Annotated in this window: 17 protein-coding genes and 2 riboswitches; of the genes, 10 read left to right on the top strand and 7 right to left on the bottom strand. The window is 37.3% G+C overall.

Annotated elements, in window-relative coordinates:
• The first annotated feature begins 74 nt into the window (after nt 1-74).
• From BANA01_RS16730 to BANA01_RS16720, 3 genes are all read left to right on the top strand, one after another.
• Complete coding sequence (locus BANA01_RS16730; RefSeq protein WP_063253977.1) at nt 75-479, top strand: CidA/LrgA family protein; 405 nt, start codon at nt 75-77, stop codon at nt 477-479.
• Nucleotides 449-1,141, top strand: coding sequence for an LrgB family protein (locus BANA01_RS16725; RefSeq protein ID WP_063253976.1), 693 nt, complete (start codon nt 449-451; stop codon nt 1,139-1,141). Before BANA01_RS16730 ends, BANA01_RS16725 begins: the two co-directional genes overlap by 31 nt.
• A gap of 133 nt (nt 1,142-1,274) precedes the next feature.
• Nucleotides 1,275-1,664: a DUF1259 domain-containing protein gene (locus BANA01_RS16720; RefSeq protein WP_063253975.1), complete on the top strand. Its 390-nt coding sequence runs from the start codon at nt 1,275-1,277 to the stop codon at nt 1,662-1,664.
• A gap of 52 nt (nt 1,665-1,716) precedes the next feature.
• On the opposite strand, the gene BANA01_RS16715 is transcribed toward BANA01_RS16720, so the two are convergent.
• Both BANA01_RS16715 and BANA01_RS16710 read right to left on the bottom strand, forming a co-directional pair.
• Nucleotides 1,717-2,427, bottom strand: a complete 711-nt coding sequence (locus BANA01_RS16715; protein ID WP_063253973.1) for a DUF421 domain-containing protein — start codon at nt 2,425-2,427, stop codon at nt 1,717-1,719.
• A gap of 40 nt (nt 2,428-2,467) precedes the next feature.
• Nucleotides 2,468-3,379 (bottom strand): MerR family transcriptional regulator, encoded by a 912-nt coding sequence (locus BANA01_RS16710; protein ID WP_063253970.1) that lies wholly within the window; start codon nt 3,377-3,379, stop codon nt 2,468-2,470.
• A gap of 242 nt (nt 3,380-3,621) precedes the next feature.
• Here BANA01_RS16710 and BANA01_RS16705 point away from each other — a divergent pair, with 242 nt between their 5' ends.
• From BANA01_RS16705 to BANA01_RS16690, 4 genes are all read left to right on the top strand, one after another.
• The gene (locus tag BANA01_RS16705; RefSeq protein ID WP_063253968.1) at nt 3,622-4,689 is read left to right on the top strand and encodes an ABC transporter permease; all 1,068 of its coding nucleotides are present in this window, start codon (nt 3,622-3,624) and stop codon (nt 4,687-4,689) included.
• Nucleotides 4,690-4,692: 3 nt separating this feature from the next.
• Entirely contained in the window at nt 4,693-5,409 is a 717-nt protein-coding gene (locus BANA01_RS16700) for an ABC transporter ATP-binding protein (RefSeq protein ID WP_063253966.1), read from the top strand.
• A 144-nt stretch (nt 5,410-5,553) separates the two neighbouring features.
• Entirely contained in the window at nt 5,554-6,006 is a 453-nt protein-coding gene (locus BANA01_RS16695; protein ID WP_063253964.1) for a staygreen family protein, read from the top strand.
• A 145-nt stretch (nt 6,007-6,151) separates the two neighbouring features.
• Nucleotides 6,152-7,378 (top strand): NAD(P)/FAD-dependent oxidoreductase, encoded by a 1,227-nt coding sequence (locus tag BANA01_RS16690; RefSeq protein WP_063253961.1) that lies wholly within the window; start codon nt 6,152-6,154, stop codon nt 7,376-7,378.
• Between the two features lie 209 nt (nt 7,379-7,587).
• Here the strand turns inward: BANA01_RS16690 and BANA01_RS16685 are convergent, their stop codons facing one another.
• On the bottom strand, nt 7,588-8,499 hold the full coding sequence (locus tag BANA01_RS16685; protein ID WP_063253960.1) for an HD-GYP domain-containing protein: 912 nt from the start codon (nt 8,497-8,499) through the stop codon (nt 7,588-7,590).
• Nucleotides 8,500-8,589: 90 nt separating this feature from the next.
• A complete protein-coding gene (locus BANA01_RS16680) occupies nt 8,590-9,282 on the bottom strand; it encodes a hypothetical protein (RefSeq protein ID WP_157411817.1) in 693 nt (230 codons plus the stop codon).
• Between the two features lie 80 nt (nt 9,283-9,362).
• Nucleotides 9,363-9,450, bottom strand: a riboswitch (cyclic di-GMP riboswitch).
• Between the two features lie 364 nt (nt 9,451-9,814).
• Between BANA01_RS16680 and BANA01_RS16675 the strand changes: the two genes are divergently transcribed.
• Together BANA01_RS16675 and BANA01_RS16670 are read left to right on the top strand one after the other, a co-directional pair.
• Entirely contained in the window at nt 9,815-10,666 is an 852-nt protein-coding gene (locus tag BANA01_RS16675; protein WP_063253957.1) for an alpha/beta fold hydrolase, read from the top strand.
• Nucleotides 10,666-11,874, top strand: a complete 1,209-nt coding sequence (locus tag BANA01_RS16670) for a SpoIIE family protein phosphatase (RefSeq protein ID WP_063253955.1) — start codon at nt 10,666-10,668, stop codon at nt 11,872-11,874. Before BANA01_RS16675 ends, BANA01_RS16670 begins: the two co-directional genes overlap by 1 nt.
• 68 nt (nt 11,875-11,942) lie before the next feature.
• Here BANA01_RS16670 and BANA01_RS16665 read toward each other — a convergent pair whose 3' ends face one another.
• The 3 genes from BANA01_RS16665 to BANA01_RS16655 form a co-directional block, all read right to left on the bottom strand.
• Nucleotides 11,943-12,665, bottom strand: coding sequence for an amino acid ABC transporter ATP-binding protein (locus BANA01_RS16665; RefSeq protein WP_063253953.1), 723 nt, complete (start codon nt 12,663-12,665; stop codon nt 11,943-11,945).
• Nucleotides 12,662-13,324 carry an amino acid ABC transporter permease gene (locus BANA01_RS16660; RefSeq protein WP_063254045.1) on the bottom strand — a complete coding sequence of 221 codons (663 nt, stop codon included), beginning with the start codon at nt 13,322-13,324 and terminating at the stop codon, nt 12,662-12,664. Before BANA01_RS16660 ends, BANA01_RS16665 begins: the two co-directional genes overlap by 4 nt.
• Before the next feature lie 97 nt (nt 13,325-13,421).
• Nucleotides 13,422-14,213 (bottom strand): ABC transporter substrate-binding protein, encoded by a 792-nt coding sequence (locus BANA01_RS16655; protein WP_063253951.1) that lies wholly within the window; start codon nt 14,211-14,213, stop codon nt 13,422-13,424.
• Between the two features lie 79 nt (nt 14,214-14,292).
• Nucleotides 14,293-14,475: riboswitch (Lysine riboswitch) on the bottom strand.
• A 181-nt stretch (nt 14,476-14,656) separates the two neighbouring features.
• Between BANA01_RS16655 and BANA01_RS16650 the strand changes: the two genes are divergently transcribed.
• On the top strand, nt 14,657-16,309 hold the full coding sequence (locus BANA01_RS16650; protein WP_063253949.1) for a M20/M25/M40 family metallo-hydrolase: 1,653 nt from the start codon (nt 14,657-14,659) through the stop codon (nt 16,307-16,309).
• Nucleotides 16,310-16,321 lie beyond the last annotated feature (12 nt).

The following is a 16,321-nucleotide window of genomic DNA, read 5'->3' as shown; positions in this document are numbered from 1 at the left end:
AAAAAAGTTCTTGAATAGTAGACTTTATAGAAAGAAGGTAAGTTGTAGTCTCTCATTTGAGGGACCCTGTGCATATGAAATTCCTAATCATTGTTTTGCAAATTGGTATTTTATATATTTTTTCCTTCATTGGAAAGGCGATTCAAAACCTTTTTCACCTGATGATTCCAGGTAGTATTATCGCACTTATATTACTTTTCGTTTGTTTGTGTTTGAAAATTATCCCAGTAAAGTTTATTGAGCAGGGAGCAGGTTTTCTATTAAGTATATTAACTTTGTTTTTTATTCCGGCTACTGTTGGTATCATGAATTACTCTTCCTTGCTTTCGGTTCAAGGTGCAATGCTCTTTATAGTCATTCTATTAAGCACCGTAATTACCATTGCAATAGCAGGAAGGGCAAGCCAATTCTTTGAAAAGAAAGCGAAAAATAGAAAGGATGAACAGGAATGCAACAAGCACTATTCCCAATCTGGATGATTTTATTGACTGTCCTTGCCTTCTTCGCAATGACCCGATTATACAACCGTTTCTCATATTCATTTTTCATTCCGGTTTTAACCGCTACCGTCCTGATTGTCATCATCCTCGTAGTGCTTGATATTCCTTATAAAAGCTATATGATCGGAGGACATTGGATTAACTCTCTTTTGGAACCGGCCGTTGTGGCACTTGCTTATCCTTTGTATAAACAACGTCACTTTTTAATGACTCATTTGTTTCCGATATTGGGCGGGGTTTTGATCGGTGCTATCACTGGGATGATGAGTGTCAGCATCTTAGCTAAGATATTTGGAATGTCCCACCCGTTAGTTCTTTCCATTATCCCTAAATCCATTACAACGCCTGTTGCAATTGAAGTGGCTAGAGGATTGGGAGGAAACGCCTCAATAGCAGTAATCAGCGTAATGATTGCCGGCATATTTGGCGTCATGGCAGCGCCCATGATTTTTAAATTCGCACAGGTGCATAGCCCCATTGGGAGAGGAATTGGGCTTGGAAGTGCCTCACATGCCATAGGAACTTCAAAAGCTGCTGAATATGGCGAACTTGCCTTTTCCATGAGTTCTGTAACCATGACCTTATGCGCAATTATTGGCTCCTTTTTAGGACCGTTCGTTGTGTGGCTATTTCAAATTTGATTGGTTTATATTTTTAGCACTTTTAAGGGTGGTTCCCTCTTATTAAACGATAAAAAAATCCCCATACCATACAAGTTACTTAATTTTTGCCAAAGCATAAATTAGATAAATTGTAATAAAGGGGATTTTTTTTATGAATAATGTCCATACACTTTGCCAGCAATTTAGCCAAATCCTAAACAAAAAACCAAAAGTTAAAAATGGCGTTTGCTCGGTAGAAATTGAGCGTAATCTAGATGTTACCATTCAAGGTCGTCCAAGTCGAAGTGAACTTCACGCAGAAGTATCATTTGAGTCCTTGGATTACGAAGGTAACGCACTTAACCTTGGGGAAACAGTCGTACTCGAGGAGGAAATTCCGGGATTTATAAATATACTAGTTAGAAATGGTATATTCATTAGTGCCATTCATAATCATTGGCTTTACACAAAACCAAACATTCTTTATATTCACTTTCAATCTGTTGAACCGCCATTAAACTTTGCACGGAAAGTTGCAGAAGCGTTTAAAGTATTAAGATGATGTGAAAAGCTCCCAACATTTTGGGGGCTTTTCTACCGTGTAAGCCAATGAATTATTCAGTATCAATGGGGGAATGGATATGATCTTTAAAAGTATCAACATACATATTCCCATTGGCAGCCATTACTGCATAAACAACCTCTTGTTTTGTTAAATTACGCTTTTTTAGCTCCGATTCTAGCCATGAATACGATAGATTATTTTGTTCTAGATTTTCTTTTATTATTTCTCCATCCATAATAAGTTCAATAGGCAGTCTCTGCTCTTGCGTTACGGCTATCATTAAGTCCTGTCTAGTTACATTTCTAAATTGCGGCTTTTTTAATACCGTTAACATCCCATTCGTCTCAACGATTGCAAAAAGTACCTCTTCGATGTTAAAAACATCTTTTTCCCTTAGTTGTTGATTTAAATAATCCAGTGTATATCGCATTTTATTCATGTTACCTTCTAATACTTTTCCATTCTGAATTACAATTGTAGGATCTCCAGCTAGAAACTTTCTCCCTTTTCTGTTTTTTAATGAGATAATTGCCATTAAAAAAATAATTGCTACATAGATCGTAAAAGCAATAATCGTATGGTGCATCTTAACAGAAGTATTAAAGGCTAAATTAGCTGAAATGGCGCCTAACGAAATGGATGCCACAAAATCAAACATTGTCATTTGTGATATCGTTTGTTTACCTAATATCCTTGCTCCAATTAGTAATAAACTGAAAGAAGTAATGGACCTTAACATTACTTCGATATGTTCAGGCATTTTCTCACCCCGAATTTATCCATTTATTACTATCATAGCCTTAGTTATTACTATTTAAAATGTCTTCAACGGAATTGGTTACACGAATGGCCCGTGGTTTATAATCGGAGAGATAGGCAGCTGCCCCTTGACCGCCAAGGTAGAAGGCCACGTCCATTTGCTCTTCAGCAAATTGATCTAATCTCTGCAGCAATTGAGGGTCCGTTTCAAATGGTATAGAAGTTGTAGCCGATAACAAAACCACATCTGGCTTTAATTTACATACCAATGATTCAATCGCTCCTGGAGCGGGGGAAGGCCCCATCAACTGAGTTTTCCATCCTTTCATCATGAAACGTAATAAGATTAGGTGGAGCGGTACTTCATGTTGTTCATATGGCAGACATGCTCCGAGAACAAATGGAGCTTGTTCCCGATATTGATAATTTCGTCGAATTTGGACTAAGAAATCTCTTACCACCAAGCTAGATACAGATTCCTGATATTCATCCCACTCGTGATTCTCCCACTTTTTCCCTACCTCTTTTAAAAAAGGAATGACAATATCGGTTAAAAAGTGCTCTAACCCTAGATGATGATAAGCTTGTTTTAAGATAAAATTTAATTCTATTTCATCACAGTGCATGCCTTTTTCAAGAAGCTGAAAGACATATTCATTCCACTGCTCATAGTAGGGGGATTTTTCTTTTTGTATCAAAATCTCAGGCTCTTCCCTTACCTCTTTTACAAGTAATGCAGCTTGTTTAAGTGAGTGGCCTTGTTCTGAGAGTAATTTTACTTTTAGAAGCGTTTTGACATCCTGTTGACTATATATTCTATAACCATTATCCATTCGCTTTGGTTGAATAATTCCATAACGTTCTTCCCATTTTCGAATCACTTGTTTCGATAAGCCGGTTATATCTGCAACTTGATGAATGGCAAATAATCCATTTTCATCGGATTGAATCATTTATTTCATCCCCTTACTACCTTCTCCACAACCTCATAGACATCATTAGTATAACGAATACCTGTAGTTGGTACAACGTTATCATTATAAACGTTATACAAATAACATTATGTTTGATTAAAACCATGAACATTTGTATAATGTTTATTACATAACATTATACAAACAATAAACAATTCAGGTTAAATGCATTAATAATTAAGTAAACATTTAATATCTTACATTCGAAAGGGAGTGACATGGTGTTTTTAGCATGGCAGGAAATTAAAAAAAATAAACTTCGTTTCACCTTAATTACAGGAATTTTAATGCTTGTTTCTTATCTAGTGTTCTTTCTCTCTGGGCTTGCAACTGGTCTCGCCAATTTGAATAGAGAAGCGGTTGACAAATGGAATGCAACCGCTATTATCCTTACCGAGGAGTCAGATAAAAGCTTGTATCAATCATTCATGTCAATCGATCAACTAAACGACATTAAAGCAGATGAAACAGCTGTCATCGGTCAGTTAAACGTGATTGCCAGCAATGGGGACTCCAAGCAAAACATCTCTCTCTTTGGTATTAACAGAGAAGAATTTCTAATGCCTGATGTGACAGAAGGAAGGGATTTTAAGAAAGCAAATGAGGTTATTGCGGACGATTCACTTAAAGAAGAGGGATTCAAACTAGGTGATGAATTATCCTTGTCCTCCAGTGACCAGCTTTTAAAGATTGTCGGTTTTACCGACCAAGCTCGATTTAACGCTGCACCTGTACTATATACTAACCTAGCAACCTTTCACCAAGTTAAATTTGGTGACGCAGCAAAACAGAATAAAGATCAAATCAATGGAATTGTTGTTCAAAATGATTCTCTCTCAAATCTCACTCAAAATGATGAACTAACCTCCATTGAAATTGAAACATTTATTCAAAATTTACCTGGTTATACCGAACAGAAACTTACTCTAAATTTCATGATTTATTTCCTCTTTGGAATATCATCCATCATTGTAGCTATTTTCTTGTATGTATTGACTGTGCAGAAGATCAGCATGTTCGGCGTGATGAAGGCCCAAGGTATTTCCAGTTATTATTTATCTTGGTCTGTTGTGGCACAAACCTTTATTTTAGCGTCCATTGGGACAGCGTTAGGATTCGCCTTCGCACTTGTTTCAGGAGCTTTTTTACCAGCAGCTGTTCCTGTTTCATTTGATGTGACCGTGATGGTGCTCTATGGATTCATACTAATGGCTGTTGCAACTGCTGGTGCCTTTTTCTCAGTCCTGACAATTGTTCGAATTGATCCACTGAAAGCGATAGGAGGATAAACCATGGCAGTGTTAGAGTTACATCAAGTAAAGAAGAGTTTTGGAAGCGGCCATAAGAAGGTGGAGGCCTTAAAGGAAACAGATTTCCTTGCCAACCGAGGGGAATTGATTGCCATTATTGGTCCATCGGGATCTGGAAAAAGTACCTTTCTCACGATTGTAGGGGGATTATTATCACCCACCTCAGGTGATGTTATCATTAACGGGGAGAATCTAACCACTTTAAATGAAAAAGCACGCTCCCAAATCCGGCTCAGAGAAATTGGATTTGTATTACAAGCTTCGAACCTAATCCCTTTCCTCTCAGTGGCCAATCAACTGAAACTATTAGATAAAGTAAAAAAAGGTAATATGTCAAAAGTGGAGCGAAATCAACTATACGAGGACTTAGGGATTGCAGACTTACTTATGAAATATCCCTCCGACTTATCCGGGGGAGAACGCCAGCGCGTTGCTATAGCTAAAGCTCTGTATAGCAATCCTTCGATTATTTTGGCAGATGAGCCCACAGCCTCCCTTGATTCAGACCGTGCCTATGAAGTGATGGAACTATTGAAAAAAGTAACGAAGCAGAAAAAAACAACGACCATTGTCGTGACTCACGATATTCGGCTTGTCGACTATTGTGACAAAGTTTATAAAATGACAGATGGCGTTCTTTCAACAGCATTAGAGAATCATACGAGGGTACAACATATGGCATACGAGGGGAAAATCTAGAATATACCTTAATGATAAGGAATAACATGAGAAAATTAATAATGAGGTAGCTCTGATCTGTCGTGGAGCTGCCTTTATTAAGATATATAAGAAATTTACAAACGGTCAGTTTCCAATATCGTGATAAAAATGGGGGTTGATTACTTGAGTACTTTTTATCCCGAAAAACTATCTGTGGAATACGTGGACGGAGTTTCTTATACGGAACCATTAATCCCAAGGCGCTATACACTCACTCATTCTGATATAACTGGACAACTATTTTTAAATATCGGAATGAAGTATGCTTGGGAAAAAATTAACTCTATGAGAGATGAAGTTTTAGGCGAATGGAAAAGTCACGGGAGTTTTTTGTGTTTTTATGTTTATTTACACGTAGATCAAGGACAATTTACCCCATCTGTCTCAGCAAAACGCAATGAAATATTTAGACGTGAATTACCACTTGCATTAACTGCTATAAGATACGGCGATCGATTTCTATTCAACACCTATCCTCATTTAGATCAAGCACCCATCATCATTAACTTTCTGTCCGTTTATCCCCAGTTGGCAAGGCAAGAAAATTGGGGGACCTTCCAAAGTTTTACCACCTGAAGATTATCCTGTTCCGTTCTTCATTCGAATACAGATGGCCTCCTTTTTTAAAAATGTTTATGATGATCAATCTGAATGCCGCTTTTTGCATGCATAAAATAAGATTGGATATATTATCATTATACTTTTTAACAGGGGGATATAAATGAATTTACAATCTGGAACCTATTATTGGCCCACTACTTTTCCTGATCCTCCATCCTACCCCTCTTTGGATGAGGATTTTTCTTGTGATGTATTAATTATTGGGGGAGGGAGCTCCGGGGCACAGTGTGCATATTATCTTGCTAATTCTAATTTAGATGTGGTTCTAATTGAAAAGTCAACAATTGGCAGCGGCAGTACCAGTACGAATACAGCTCTCATTCAATACTCTGGTGAAAAGATGTTTACAAATTTGATCAACACTTTTGGAGCAGATTACATAAAAAGACATTTACAATTACTAAAGGAAGCCATTAATGAAATAGAAGCAGCCTCAAAAAATGTTAATATTGATTGTGAATTCAACAGGAGGGATACCTTATATTCCGCCAGCTGTCCAGAAGACGTTGAAGGTCTAAAAAAGGAATATGAATTTTTAAAACAGCAGCACTGTGAACTTGCCTTTTTAACAAAGGAAGAGATTGAAGGAAAATATCCGTTTAGCAGGGACGCCGCTATTTACTCATACAATGATGCAGAAATTAACCCGTTCAGATTCACCCATGCACTATTGGATTACGCAGCACAAAAAGGAATCACTATATTTGAAAATACCGAAATGAACGGTCACCATTATGATGAAGAACTAGGAAGGATGATTGTTTCTACAAAGACTGGATGTTCTATACAAGCACGTTATATCATCTTTGCAGCAGGTTATGAAGGAATCGACATCAAAAAAGAGAAAATGGCCTCCTTTGTCAGTACCTATACAGCAACCACCAATCCAGTCGAAGATTTCTCGGTATGGTATAATAGGACACTCATTTGGGAAACCGCACGTCCCTATTTATTTATGCGTACAACTAGAGATAACCGGATTATTATAGGCGGACTTGATGATAACACTACCTACCCTGAAGACCGTGATAGTAAACTCATTCACAAAAAGAATAAACTAATTGAAGAATTTAATAAAATGTTTCCCACTATTAAAGTACAGCCTGATTATTACGTATCTGCATTTTATGGAGGTACATCGGATGGAATTCCAATTATCGGAAAGTATAAAGAATATCCTAATAGCTATTTTCTTTTTGCCTTTGGTGATAATGGGACGGTTTACAGCCAAATGCTGGCTAAGATTATTGTAACGGAAATAGTGGAAGGCAATTGTCCAGATTTAGCACTATACTTGCAGGAACGTCCTTTCTTAAACAAAGGATGAAAAGGATACTTGATAAAAATGCAAAAACATAAAGCAGACGGACATTATTAAACATGTTATTTCCTCCTTAAAGACAAAAGAGAGTAAATGGATTACTCCATTTACTCTCCTCATCTTTGACATTTCAAATAAGAGTTCCATCTTTAAAAGGAACTTCACAAAAAGTAGAAATTGAAAATTGCTCGTCCAATAGAAAAATTATCAATAGATTAGTTAATTCTTCCTTCTTCTTTTAATATTTGTTCGAACGCCCACACTACTTCCTTATCATAATGAGAGCCAGCTAGTTTCTTAAGTTCATCTATTGCAATCTGTTCTTTAAACGCTTTTCTATATGCTCGATCTTCTGTCATAGCATCGAATGTATCACTTACAGCAATGATTCTTGCCTCCAAAAGAATATCATTTCCTCTTAATCCATATGGGTAGCCAGTGCCATTTAACCTTTCATGATGCTGTTCAATAATGGGCGCAAGTTCTTTATAATAAGAACTCCTTACCATCTCTGCACCATCTACAGGGTGTTTCTTGAGTATTCTAAATTCTTCATCCGTTAAATGTCCAGGTTTATTTAAAATCTCAATTGGTACATGAATTTTGCCAATGTCATGGAGCACAGCTGCCACGGTTAAATTCTCTAATTGTTCTTTTCCTAGTTGTAACTTTTTAGCTATTTTTACAGAGTACTTTGCCACTCGATCACTATGCTTATGAGTATATCTATCTTTTAATTCTACTTGTTTCGTAATTTCCATAAGGGAGGATATGTCCTTACTAATATGAACAAAGGTTTGTTCCGTAAAAACACATAGCAGGCTTACTTTCGAAAGGGCAGTAAAATAAATTGGTTCATCCAGTCCTCTTGCAGTAAAATAATCTTCCGGACTTAAAATATGCTTACTATTATCAAACTCACAAACGACTTGGCCGGATAATATAAAATAAAACTCCAATGCATTTACGTTATCGCTGGGATAGATGTAGAATAATTTTCCCTCTTCAATGGTTTGATGTAATATTTCGACACCATCCCCACGAGAAACTAAATTAAACTCTAAATTATTTTCAAATTTCACTGTTTCTAGAAAAGAACCCTTTTTTCCAATCGAAAAGCCCTTCATGGTATCCCACCTTACAACAGATAAAAACGAGTTCAATTTAGAACTCGTTTTTATTGTACAATACATTTATGTTGGATTGTTAGTTTAAAATTAACAGCCCACTACTCTTATCGGATCAATCCATACCCATTTATCAGCAAAACGCACCAGCTTCCAGTGACATTCAGCTTGAACACCCTTTTCAGCAGCTTTTTTAATGGTTTCTGCTGACATCTTAAGAGTTTCATCATAAACGTCAGTGATGACGTCTTCAAGGTCGCTCGTATACTTTTGTGTTTTTTCTTGATACTTTTCCGACCTCTCATTTAACTTCTCATTTAGTTTACTAATCTTTTCTTCTATTTTTTTTGAATCCTTTTCTTCTGCTGTTACTAGCTGAAGGGTGGCTTTCAATATGTCGTCGTTGATCTCTATCATTTTACTATCAATTTTTGCTTGTTCAATTTCAAGTTTTGTATTTATTTCATTTAATTTTTTGTTTTGTTCCTCTTGCTTTTTCGTATCGTTTTGAGCTGCTGCTAAGTCAGACAAAACTTTTTCTTTTTCCCCTTTTAATTTGACTACTTGATCTCCCTCTTCAATTTTACGTACATCAAGAAGGTAATCAGCCTGCAATTTATCAGCCTTTTTCACTGCTTTTGCAATTTTTTCATCGATTTCCATGTTTGTCTTTTCGATTAATTCAATTGCTTTTTGAACATTATCTTCTTCAGCCGCGAAAGCAGGTGACCCTGCCCATAAGAATAGGGCAGCAGAAAATAAAATCGAGAAAACTTTTTTCATCATAGCACTCCTCTCAACCTTTTTCTTCTAATTTAGACAACAAAAAAAGACCCATGGTTTAAAAGAAAGGGCCTTTTCATTTTCGCAACTGGCTGGCATAGCATGTATTTACTTTAGCCCCTTTAGCTTTGCGTCCGTATCCTTTCAGATAGGTTGCCCTAAGTCTATTTAACTATCTGTCATCATTATACAAGGTCTAATTTCCTAAATCTACCTCTAATTTTGTAATTTTTTGTAATATTTTGTTTTTTTATTAGTTATCATTACCCTTATTGTAAAATTATCATTTTGCTCCAGCGACAAATTTAAACGCCATTGCAGCTGAAAGATCACTTTCTTTGTTAGTAATACAGCTGTTCATTATTAAATCAAGCACTCGCTACGCTTTTAAAATATGCAATAACATTAGATTGATGAAAAACAAGTTTAATATAACACTAATTAAAAGGTCTTAAGTACTATAAGAGAAAACCCCATTTTTTGGATATAAGTGATATGATAGATAGATATAATAATAGAAAGGAGCATCAGGATGGATCAGGACATTATATTTCGGAATAATGTGAAGATTAAAGGTAAAGGTAAACAATCAATCATTTTTGCCCCTGGCTTTGGCTGTGACCAAACTGTTTGGAAGGCAGTTGCCGAGGCATTTGAAAAAGATTACCAAGTCATTTTATTCGATTACGTAGGTTTAGGTCGTTCCGACATACATGCTTATGATTCGAAACGATATAGTAGTCTTCTTGGCTACGCACAAGATGTACTTGATGTTTGCACAGCCTTAGATTTAAGAGACACCGTATTTGTTGGCCACTCTGTTGGGAGCATGATTGGTATGCTGGCATCATTGAGTCATCCTGAGTACTTCTCTCATCTCGTTATGATCGGACCTTCTCCATGCTACCTAAATGATCCTCCGAATTACTACGGCGGCTTTGAAAGAGAGGAACTTTTAGGCTTAATTGATATGATGGAGAAAAATTACATAGGTTGGGCAAATGTTTTTTCCCAGGTGGTAACCAATAATCCTGAGCTGCCAGAGGTTAAACTTCAACTGGAAGAACGATTTTGTACCACTGACCCTATTATTGCACGGGAATTTGCAGAGGCTGCTTTTTTTGCCGATAACCGCTCCGATTTAAAAAAGGTAACAGTACCAGCACTTATTTTACAGTGTTCAAATGATATTATTGCTCCATTAGAAGTAGGAGAGTATATTCATCGTCAACTTCCTAATAGTATGTTAAAAATAATGGAGGCAACTGGACATTGCCCGCATATGAGTCATCCCGAGGAGACTATTCGCCTAATCACCCAATATCTGAACGAAGCCTCTGTATCTGTAGAAGGCAGCCCAGTGGGTAGAGGAGTTCCTCTTTAATGGACGAACAGTTGAATCATGCACCTTGTGGATTTCTCACGCTGTCAGAAGATGGTTTTATTTTAGAAATGAATCAAACTTTGCTCAAGATACTCAATTACAGCCATGATTCCTTAATAGGACAACATGTCAATTCTATCCTCACTGTCCCAGCCCGTCTGTTTTCACAGTTTTATTTTTTTCCACTTGTTAAACTTGAACAGCGGGTAGAGGAAATGTATATTTCACTCGAGGCCGGTAACGGAGAAGAAATTCCCGTTCTTATCAACGCTCTGCTAAGGAAAGTAAATGAGAGAACAGTATTGGAATGTATTATTATACCAATGCGTAAAAGAAACGAGTTTGAAAATGAATTGCTTTTAGCAAAAAAGGAAACCGAAGCAGCGTTAAAAGCAAAGCATAAAGCGATCACTGAATTAGAGACTACCCTTAAGAAGCTGGAAATCCAAAAACAAGAATTACTTGAACTGAACCAACAAAATCAAAAATATAAAATAGAAACACAGAAAGAGTTAGAGCTGGCTAGAATCATTCAAGAAACATCATTAACCGATCCGATTAACAATGATAAGGTTCAAATGGAAGTATTCTATAATGCCTCTGGTGAATTATCCGGTGATATCTACGGGATTTATCAAATTGACCAAAATCGCTATGGAATCATTTTGCTTGATGTGATGGGCCATGGAATTTCTTCCGCTTTAATCACAATGACTCTTCATTCTCTGTTTCAAAGATTAATTTCAGCAGGAGTTCCTGTTGATCTTGTAATGAAAGAATTAGATAGCCACCTTCACAAATTGTTTGATAACAATGAGGAGGCTAGGCATTATTCTACCGCTATCTATTTATTAATCGATACTGAAAGACAAAAAATTGATTATGCTAATGCGGGTCATCCGCCTGCTTTATGGCAGGATCCTAATGGAACACAATATGAATTATCTTCTACAGCCCCGCCGCTTGGAACATTTGAGGGTGTTGTATTTAAAACAAATACCTTTACATACAAAAAGGGAGGCAGACTGCTCCTTTATACAGATGGTGTTGATCCACTTATTTCAAACTATTTAGCTCCATTAGTAAGGAAAACAGTCTCATTACCTTTATTTCAACTGAAACAGGAAATTTTACAGTGTCTAAATAATGAAAAAAAGGTAGATTTTAAGAGCGATGATGAAACCTTTATTCTTGTTGACTTAAAATAAAAATTTCATATTTAATAAAAAGATAAAAAACCTGCCTAGCATACTCCAAAGGCAGGTTTTGTTACATTCTATAATATTTGGTTTAAAAACCTTTTCGTACGTTCATGTATGGGATTGGCAAAGATATCATTTGGATGTCCTTCTTCAATGATATTTCCGTCTGCAAGCATAATGACCCTGTCCGCCACTTCTTTCGCAAATCCCATTTCATGTGTGACAATCACCATCGTCATCCCGTCACGTGCCAGATCCTTCATTACCTGCAGCACTTCACCAACAAGCTCAGGATCCAATGCTGAAGTCGGCTCATCAAAAAGCATCACTTTTGGTTCCATTGCTAATGCTCTCGCAATTGCCACCCGCTGTTTTTGTCCGCCCGATAATTGTTCAGGATAGTAATTCGCTTTATCCTCTAAGCCTACCTTTTTCAGAAGCGCCATTGCTTTTGAACTCGCTCTTTCCTTCGTTTCTTTTCTTACAAAAATCGGTGCTTCGATAATATTTTCTATGACTGTTTTATGTGGGAAAAGATTGAAATGCTGAAACACCATCCCTACCTTTTCTCTTACCTTATTTAAGTTTGTTTTTGCTAGGTCTATATTTTCGGAATCGATAACAATGTCACCGCGTTCTGCCACTTCTAAAAAATTCAGGCAGCGAAGCAGCGTACTTTTACCAGAACCACTGGCACCAATCAGAACAACTACTTCTTTCTCGTGTACACGTAAGTTTATATCTTTTAATACTTCGAGCTTCCCAAAGGATTTTGAAAGATTGCTAATTTCAATCATGCAATTACGCCCTCCTTAGGTTTGCTGACATCCATTTTCTTTTCAATTCGATTTGCAACCCATGTGAAAATCAAGACAATGATCAAATAATAAACCCCTACAACAAAATACGTTTCAAAAGGCATATAGTTTTCACCTTGGACACTAAGAGCTGTGTTATATAGATCTGTTACGGCAATATAGGCAACAAGGGAAGAATCCTTTAAGCCAATAATAAACTGATTTGCTAAAGATGGAATTGCTCTTTTGAAAGCTTGTGGGAAAATAATTCTCCTCATCGCGAGAGAGTAGGGCATTCCGAGTGACCTAGCCGCTTCCATCTGTCCACGATCAATGGATTGCACAGCTCCTCTAAAAATTTCAGCAATGTAGGCTCCAGTATGAACACCTAATGCCAGAGCTCCTGCCGTGAAGCTGTCTAGGTTCACGATATTGGCAAGTCCATAATAAAGGAACATAATCTGAACAATGAGAGGCGTTCCACGAATAATACCAATGTAGATATCCGCAATCCAATTGAGTATTTTACTAGAGGAAATCTTAAAGCCCGCAAAAATTAAGCCAATCACCATCGCAAATAATAGCGAGATTGCCGTTATGGAGATCGTCATCCAAGAAGCTTTCAAAAAAGCAATTCCATGTTCACTAAAAATACTCATGATATTTTCAATAAAAACCACAATGTGTACCTCCTTCTTTAAAAAAGTGCAAGCACCCACATTAGGTGCTTACACGAAAGTATTTTTTTCAATCTTACTATTCCATAATGTTTGTATTAAACCATTTCATACTGATTTTTTCATACGTACCATCATCAATCATAGATTGGATGGCTTCGTTGATTTGATCAGCAAGCTCTTTGTTTCCTTCAGCAACGGCTACACTTACACGGTCTTCATTCAATAAATCGCCAATTTCCTTAATTTTTAGGCCTTTTTCATTTTGTGCACTAACACCGACAATTTTATCCGTGATTACGGCATCTAAACGGCCAAGCTCCAAATCTTGAAGTGCGTTTACGTCTGTTGGATAGCCTTTTACTTGATCAGATAATTCTTCAGCCATATCCTTCCATGTGCTGGCTTGAATGACCCCAATCGATTTACCCTTCAAATCATCCTTTGATTGAATATCCGTATTGCCTTCCGCTACAAAGATCTGTGCACCGGATAGATAATATGGATTAGTGAAATCAACTTGCTTATCACGCTCAGGTGTAGCAGTCATACTTCCAATAATGGCATCATATTTCTTTGCCTTCAAACCTTGGATAATGGTTTCCCATGGATTCGTTACAGGGTTTGCTTCAAGTCCGATCCTCTTAGCAATTTCTGTTCCAATTTCAACATCAAATCCAGTCAATTTATCGTCCTTCTTAAAGTTTAACGGTGGATATTGTCCTGTCATCGAGAATGTTAACGCACCTTTTTTCACTAACTCATGCTTTCCCCCGTTTGCCTTTTCTGCCTTTTCCCCATCTGTCTTCTCAGTGCCGCAAGCAGATAAAATCAACATCATTGCTGCTAATAAAAATGCAAATTTTTTCATAAATATTCCCCCTTGTTAATAAAAAAACACCGTCTGGATGAATATGACGGTGTTCTGCACACCCTCATCGATTAGCACTGGTGAAGATAGTTCTCCACAATTCCAAGGAACTGTGACAGTTCTGCCCCTATTCGAGTGCAGACCCAGCTTTCTGAAAGAAGTGATTTCAGAAGCTTCGGCGATTGATCCTTTTTCCTATTTTCATAGATTTCACTGAATCTCAAATAGGATACTAATAACAAACGCGACCTCTACCCCATCTAATGCTTAAAATGAGGATTTATATTTAGTTTAACGAAGCAATTCTATTATATAAAAATATTCCCACAATTGCAATAATGTTCTTAATGGAATTTATCCCCAAATTAAAAGACTTGACGGGTTTTATCTTCTGAGATACATTTTTTTAAAATACTAATTTACTAGAAAAGAAGGTCAGAACTATGTTGCAATGTCGTGAGGATGTGCTGACATTCACGAAACAGCTCGTAAACATTGAAAGTATCGTCAATACCAGTGGCGAAAAGGCCATTGCTCAGTCTTTATATTCTATGATTTCCTCTATGCCCTATTTTTCACAAAACCCTAGCCAACTCGTTTTAGAACAAACACTTAATGATGATCAAGAGCGTTATAATGTTCTTGCTTTTGTTAAAGGAACAAAGGGAAATAGCAACCGCACAGTGATTTTGATGGGTCATATTGACACGGTTGGAATTGATGATTTTAACCACTTAAAAGACCAGGCCTGCTTTCCAGATGAACTTATGGAATCACTAAAAACTGAACAGCTGCCAGATGCTGCTAAAGAACATTTAGATTCGGGGGATTGGTTATTTGGCCGCGGCGTCCTTGATATGAAGAGCGGAGTTGCCAGTCACTTATATCTCTTAAACTATTATTCTCAGCGTCCTGAAGAATTAGAGGGAAACATTGTCCTCTTATCGGAATGTGATGAGGAAGATAGTTCACACGGTGTTCTATCCGCTTTGAAAACATTGAAACGCTGGAGAAGTGAACATGGTTTTGACTATGTTGCCGCTATTAATGCGGATTTCGTTTCACCAAGATATGAAGGCGACGAAAATCGCTATATCTACAAGGGGACCGTCGGAAAGCTGCTGCCATCTTTCTTTATTACAGGAGCAGAAACGCATGTAGGTTCAGCCTTTGAGGGACTTGATCCCAACTTTATTGCAGCCGAGCTCACCAGGCAAATCAATTATAATCCGGAGCTTTGTAATGAAGCGTTTGGTGAGACGACCGTGCCTCCTGTTTCGTTAAAGCAAACGGATTTGAAGCCGTCTTATACCGTTCAAACTGCCTTAGCTGCTTATGTTTATTACAATTTCTTTATTCATTCCTGGTCTCCAAAGGACGTGCTTGAAAAATTAAGGGAACAAGCAACGATTGCTTTTACCAATGCCCTGACTTCCTTCGAGGAAAGGTATAAACAATACAGCACAATAAGCGGCGAACCATATGTACAACATCCTTGGAAGCCTAGAGTAATGACATACGAGGAAATGGAACAATTATTGATCGACGAGAATGGCGAAACGTTTACGGCACATATGAGTCAATTTAAAGAAAAGCTTTTGAAAAATACAGAACTGGATACGCGCATGTTTGCGGCAAAAGTGGTAGAGGAAGCTTGGAAATGGATGAAGGATAAAAATCCAGCCATTGTTCTGTTTTACTCCTCCCTGTACTCTCCACGAATTGAGTTGACAGGGAAAACAACGGACGAGCTTGCTTTAATTACCTCATTGGATGAAGCAGTGGAAGAATTCCAGCCATACTATCCATATCCGATTGTGACACGTAACTTTTTCCCTTATATCTCTGATATGAGTTTTGTAGCTCTTAGTGATGACGAAGCCGGTATCAGTGCCGTATCGAACAACAATCCTGGCTGGGGCACCAAGCACTTTGTAGAATATCAAGACATTCGCGATATCAATGTACCAGTAATCAATATCGGCCCTTACGGTTTAGATGCTCACAAGAAACTTGAAAGACTGGAAATGACTTACTCATTTGAAGTAGTACCAAATCTAACACACCTTGTGATTCAAAAACTATTAAATAATTGAACCAAAAAGCCT

The organism is Neobacillus niacini NBRC 15566, assembly GCF_001591505.1.
GTDB classification, from domain to species: Bacteria; Bacillota; Bacilli; order Bacillales; family Cytobacillaceae; genus Neobacillus; species Neobacillus niacini.
This window is presented reverse-complemented; position numbering and strand designations above follow the sequence as displayed.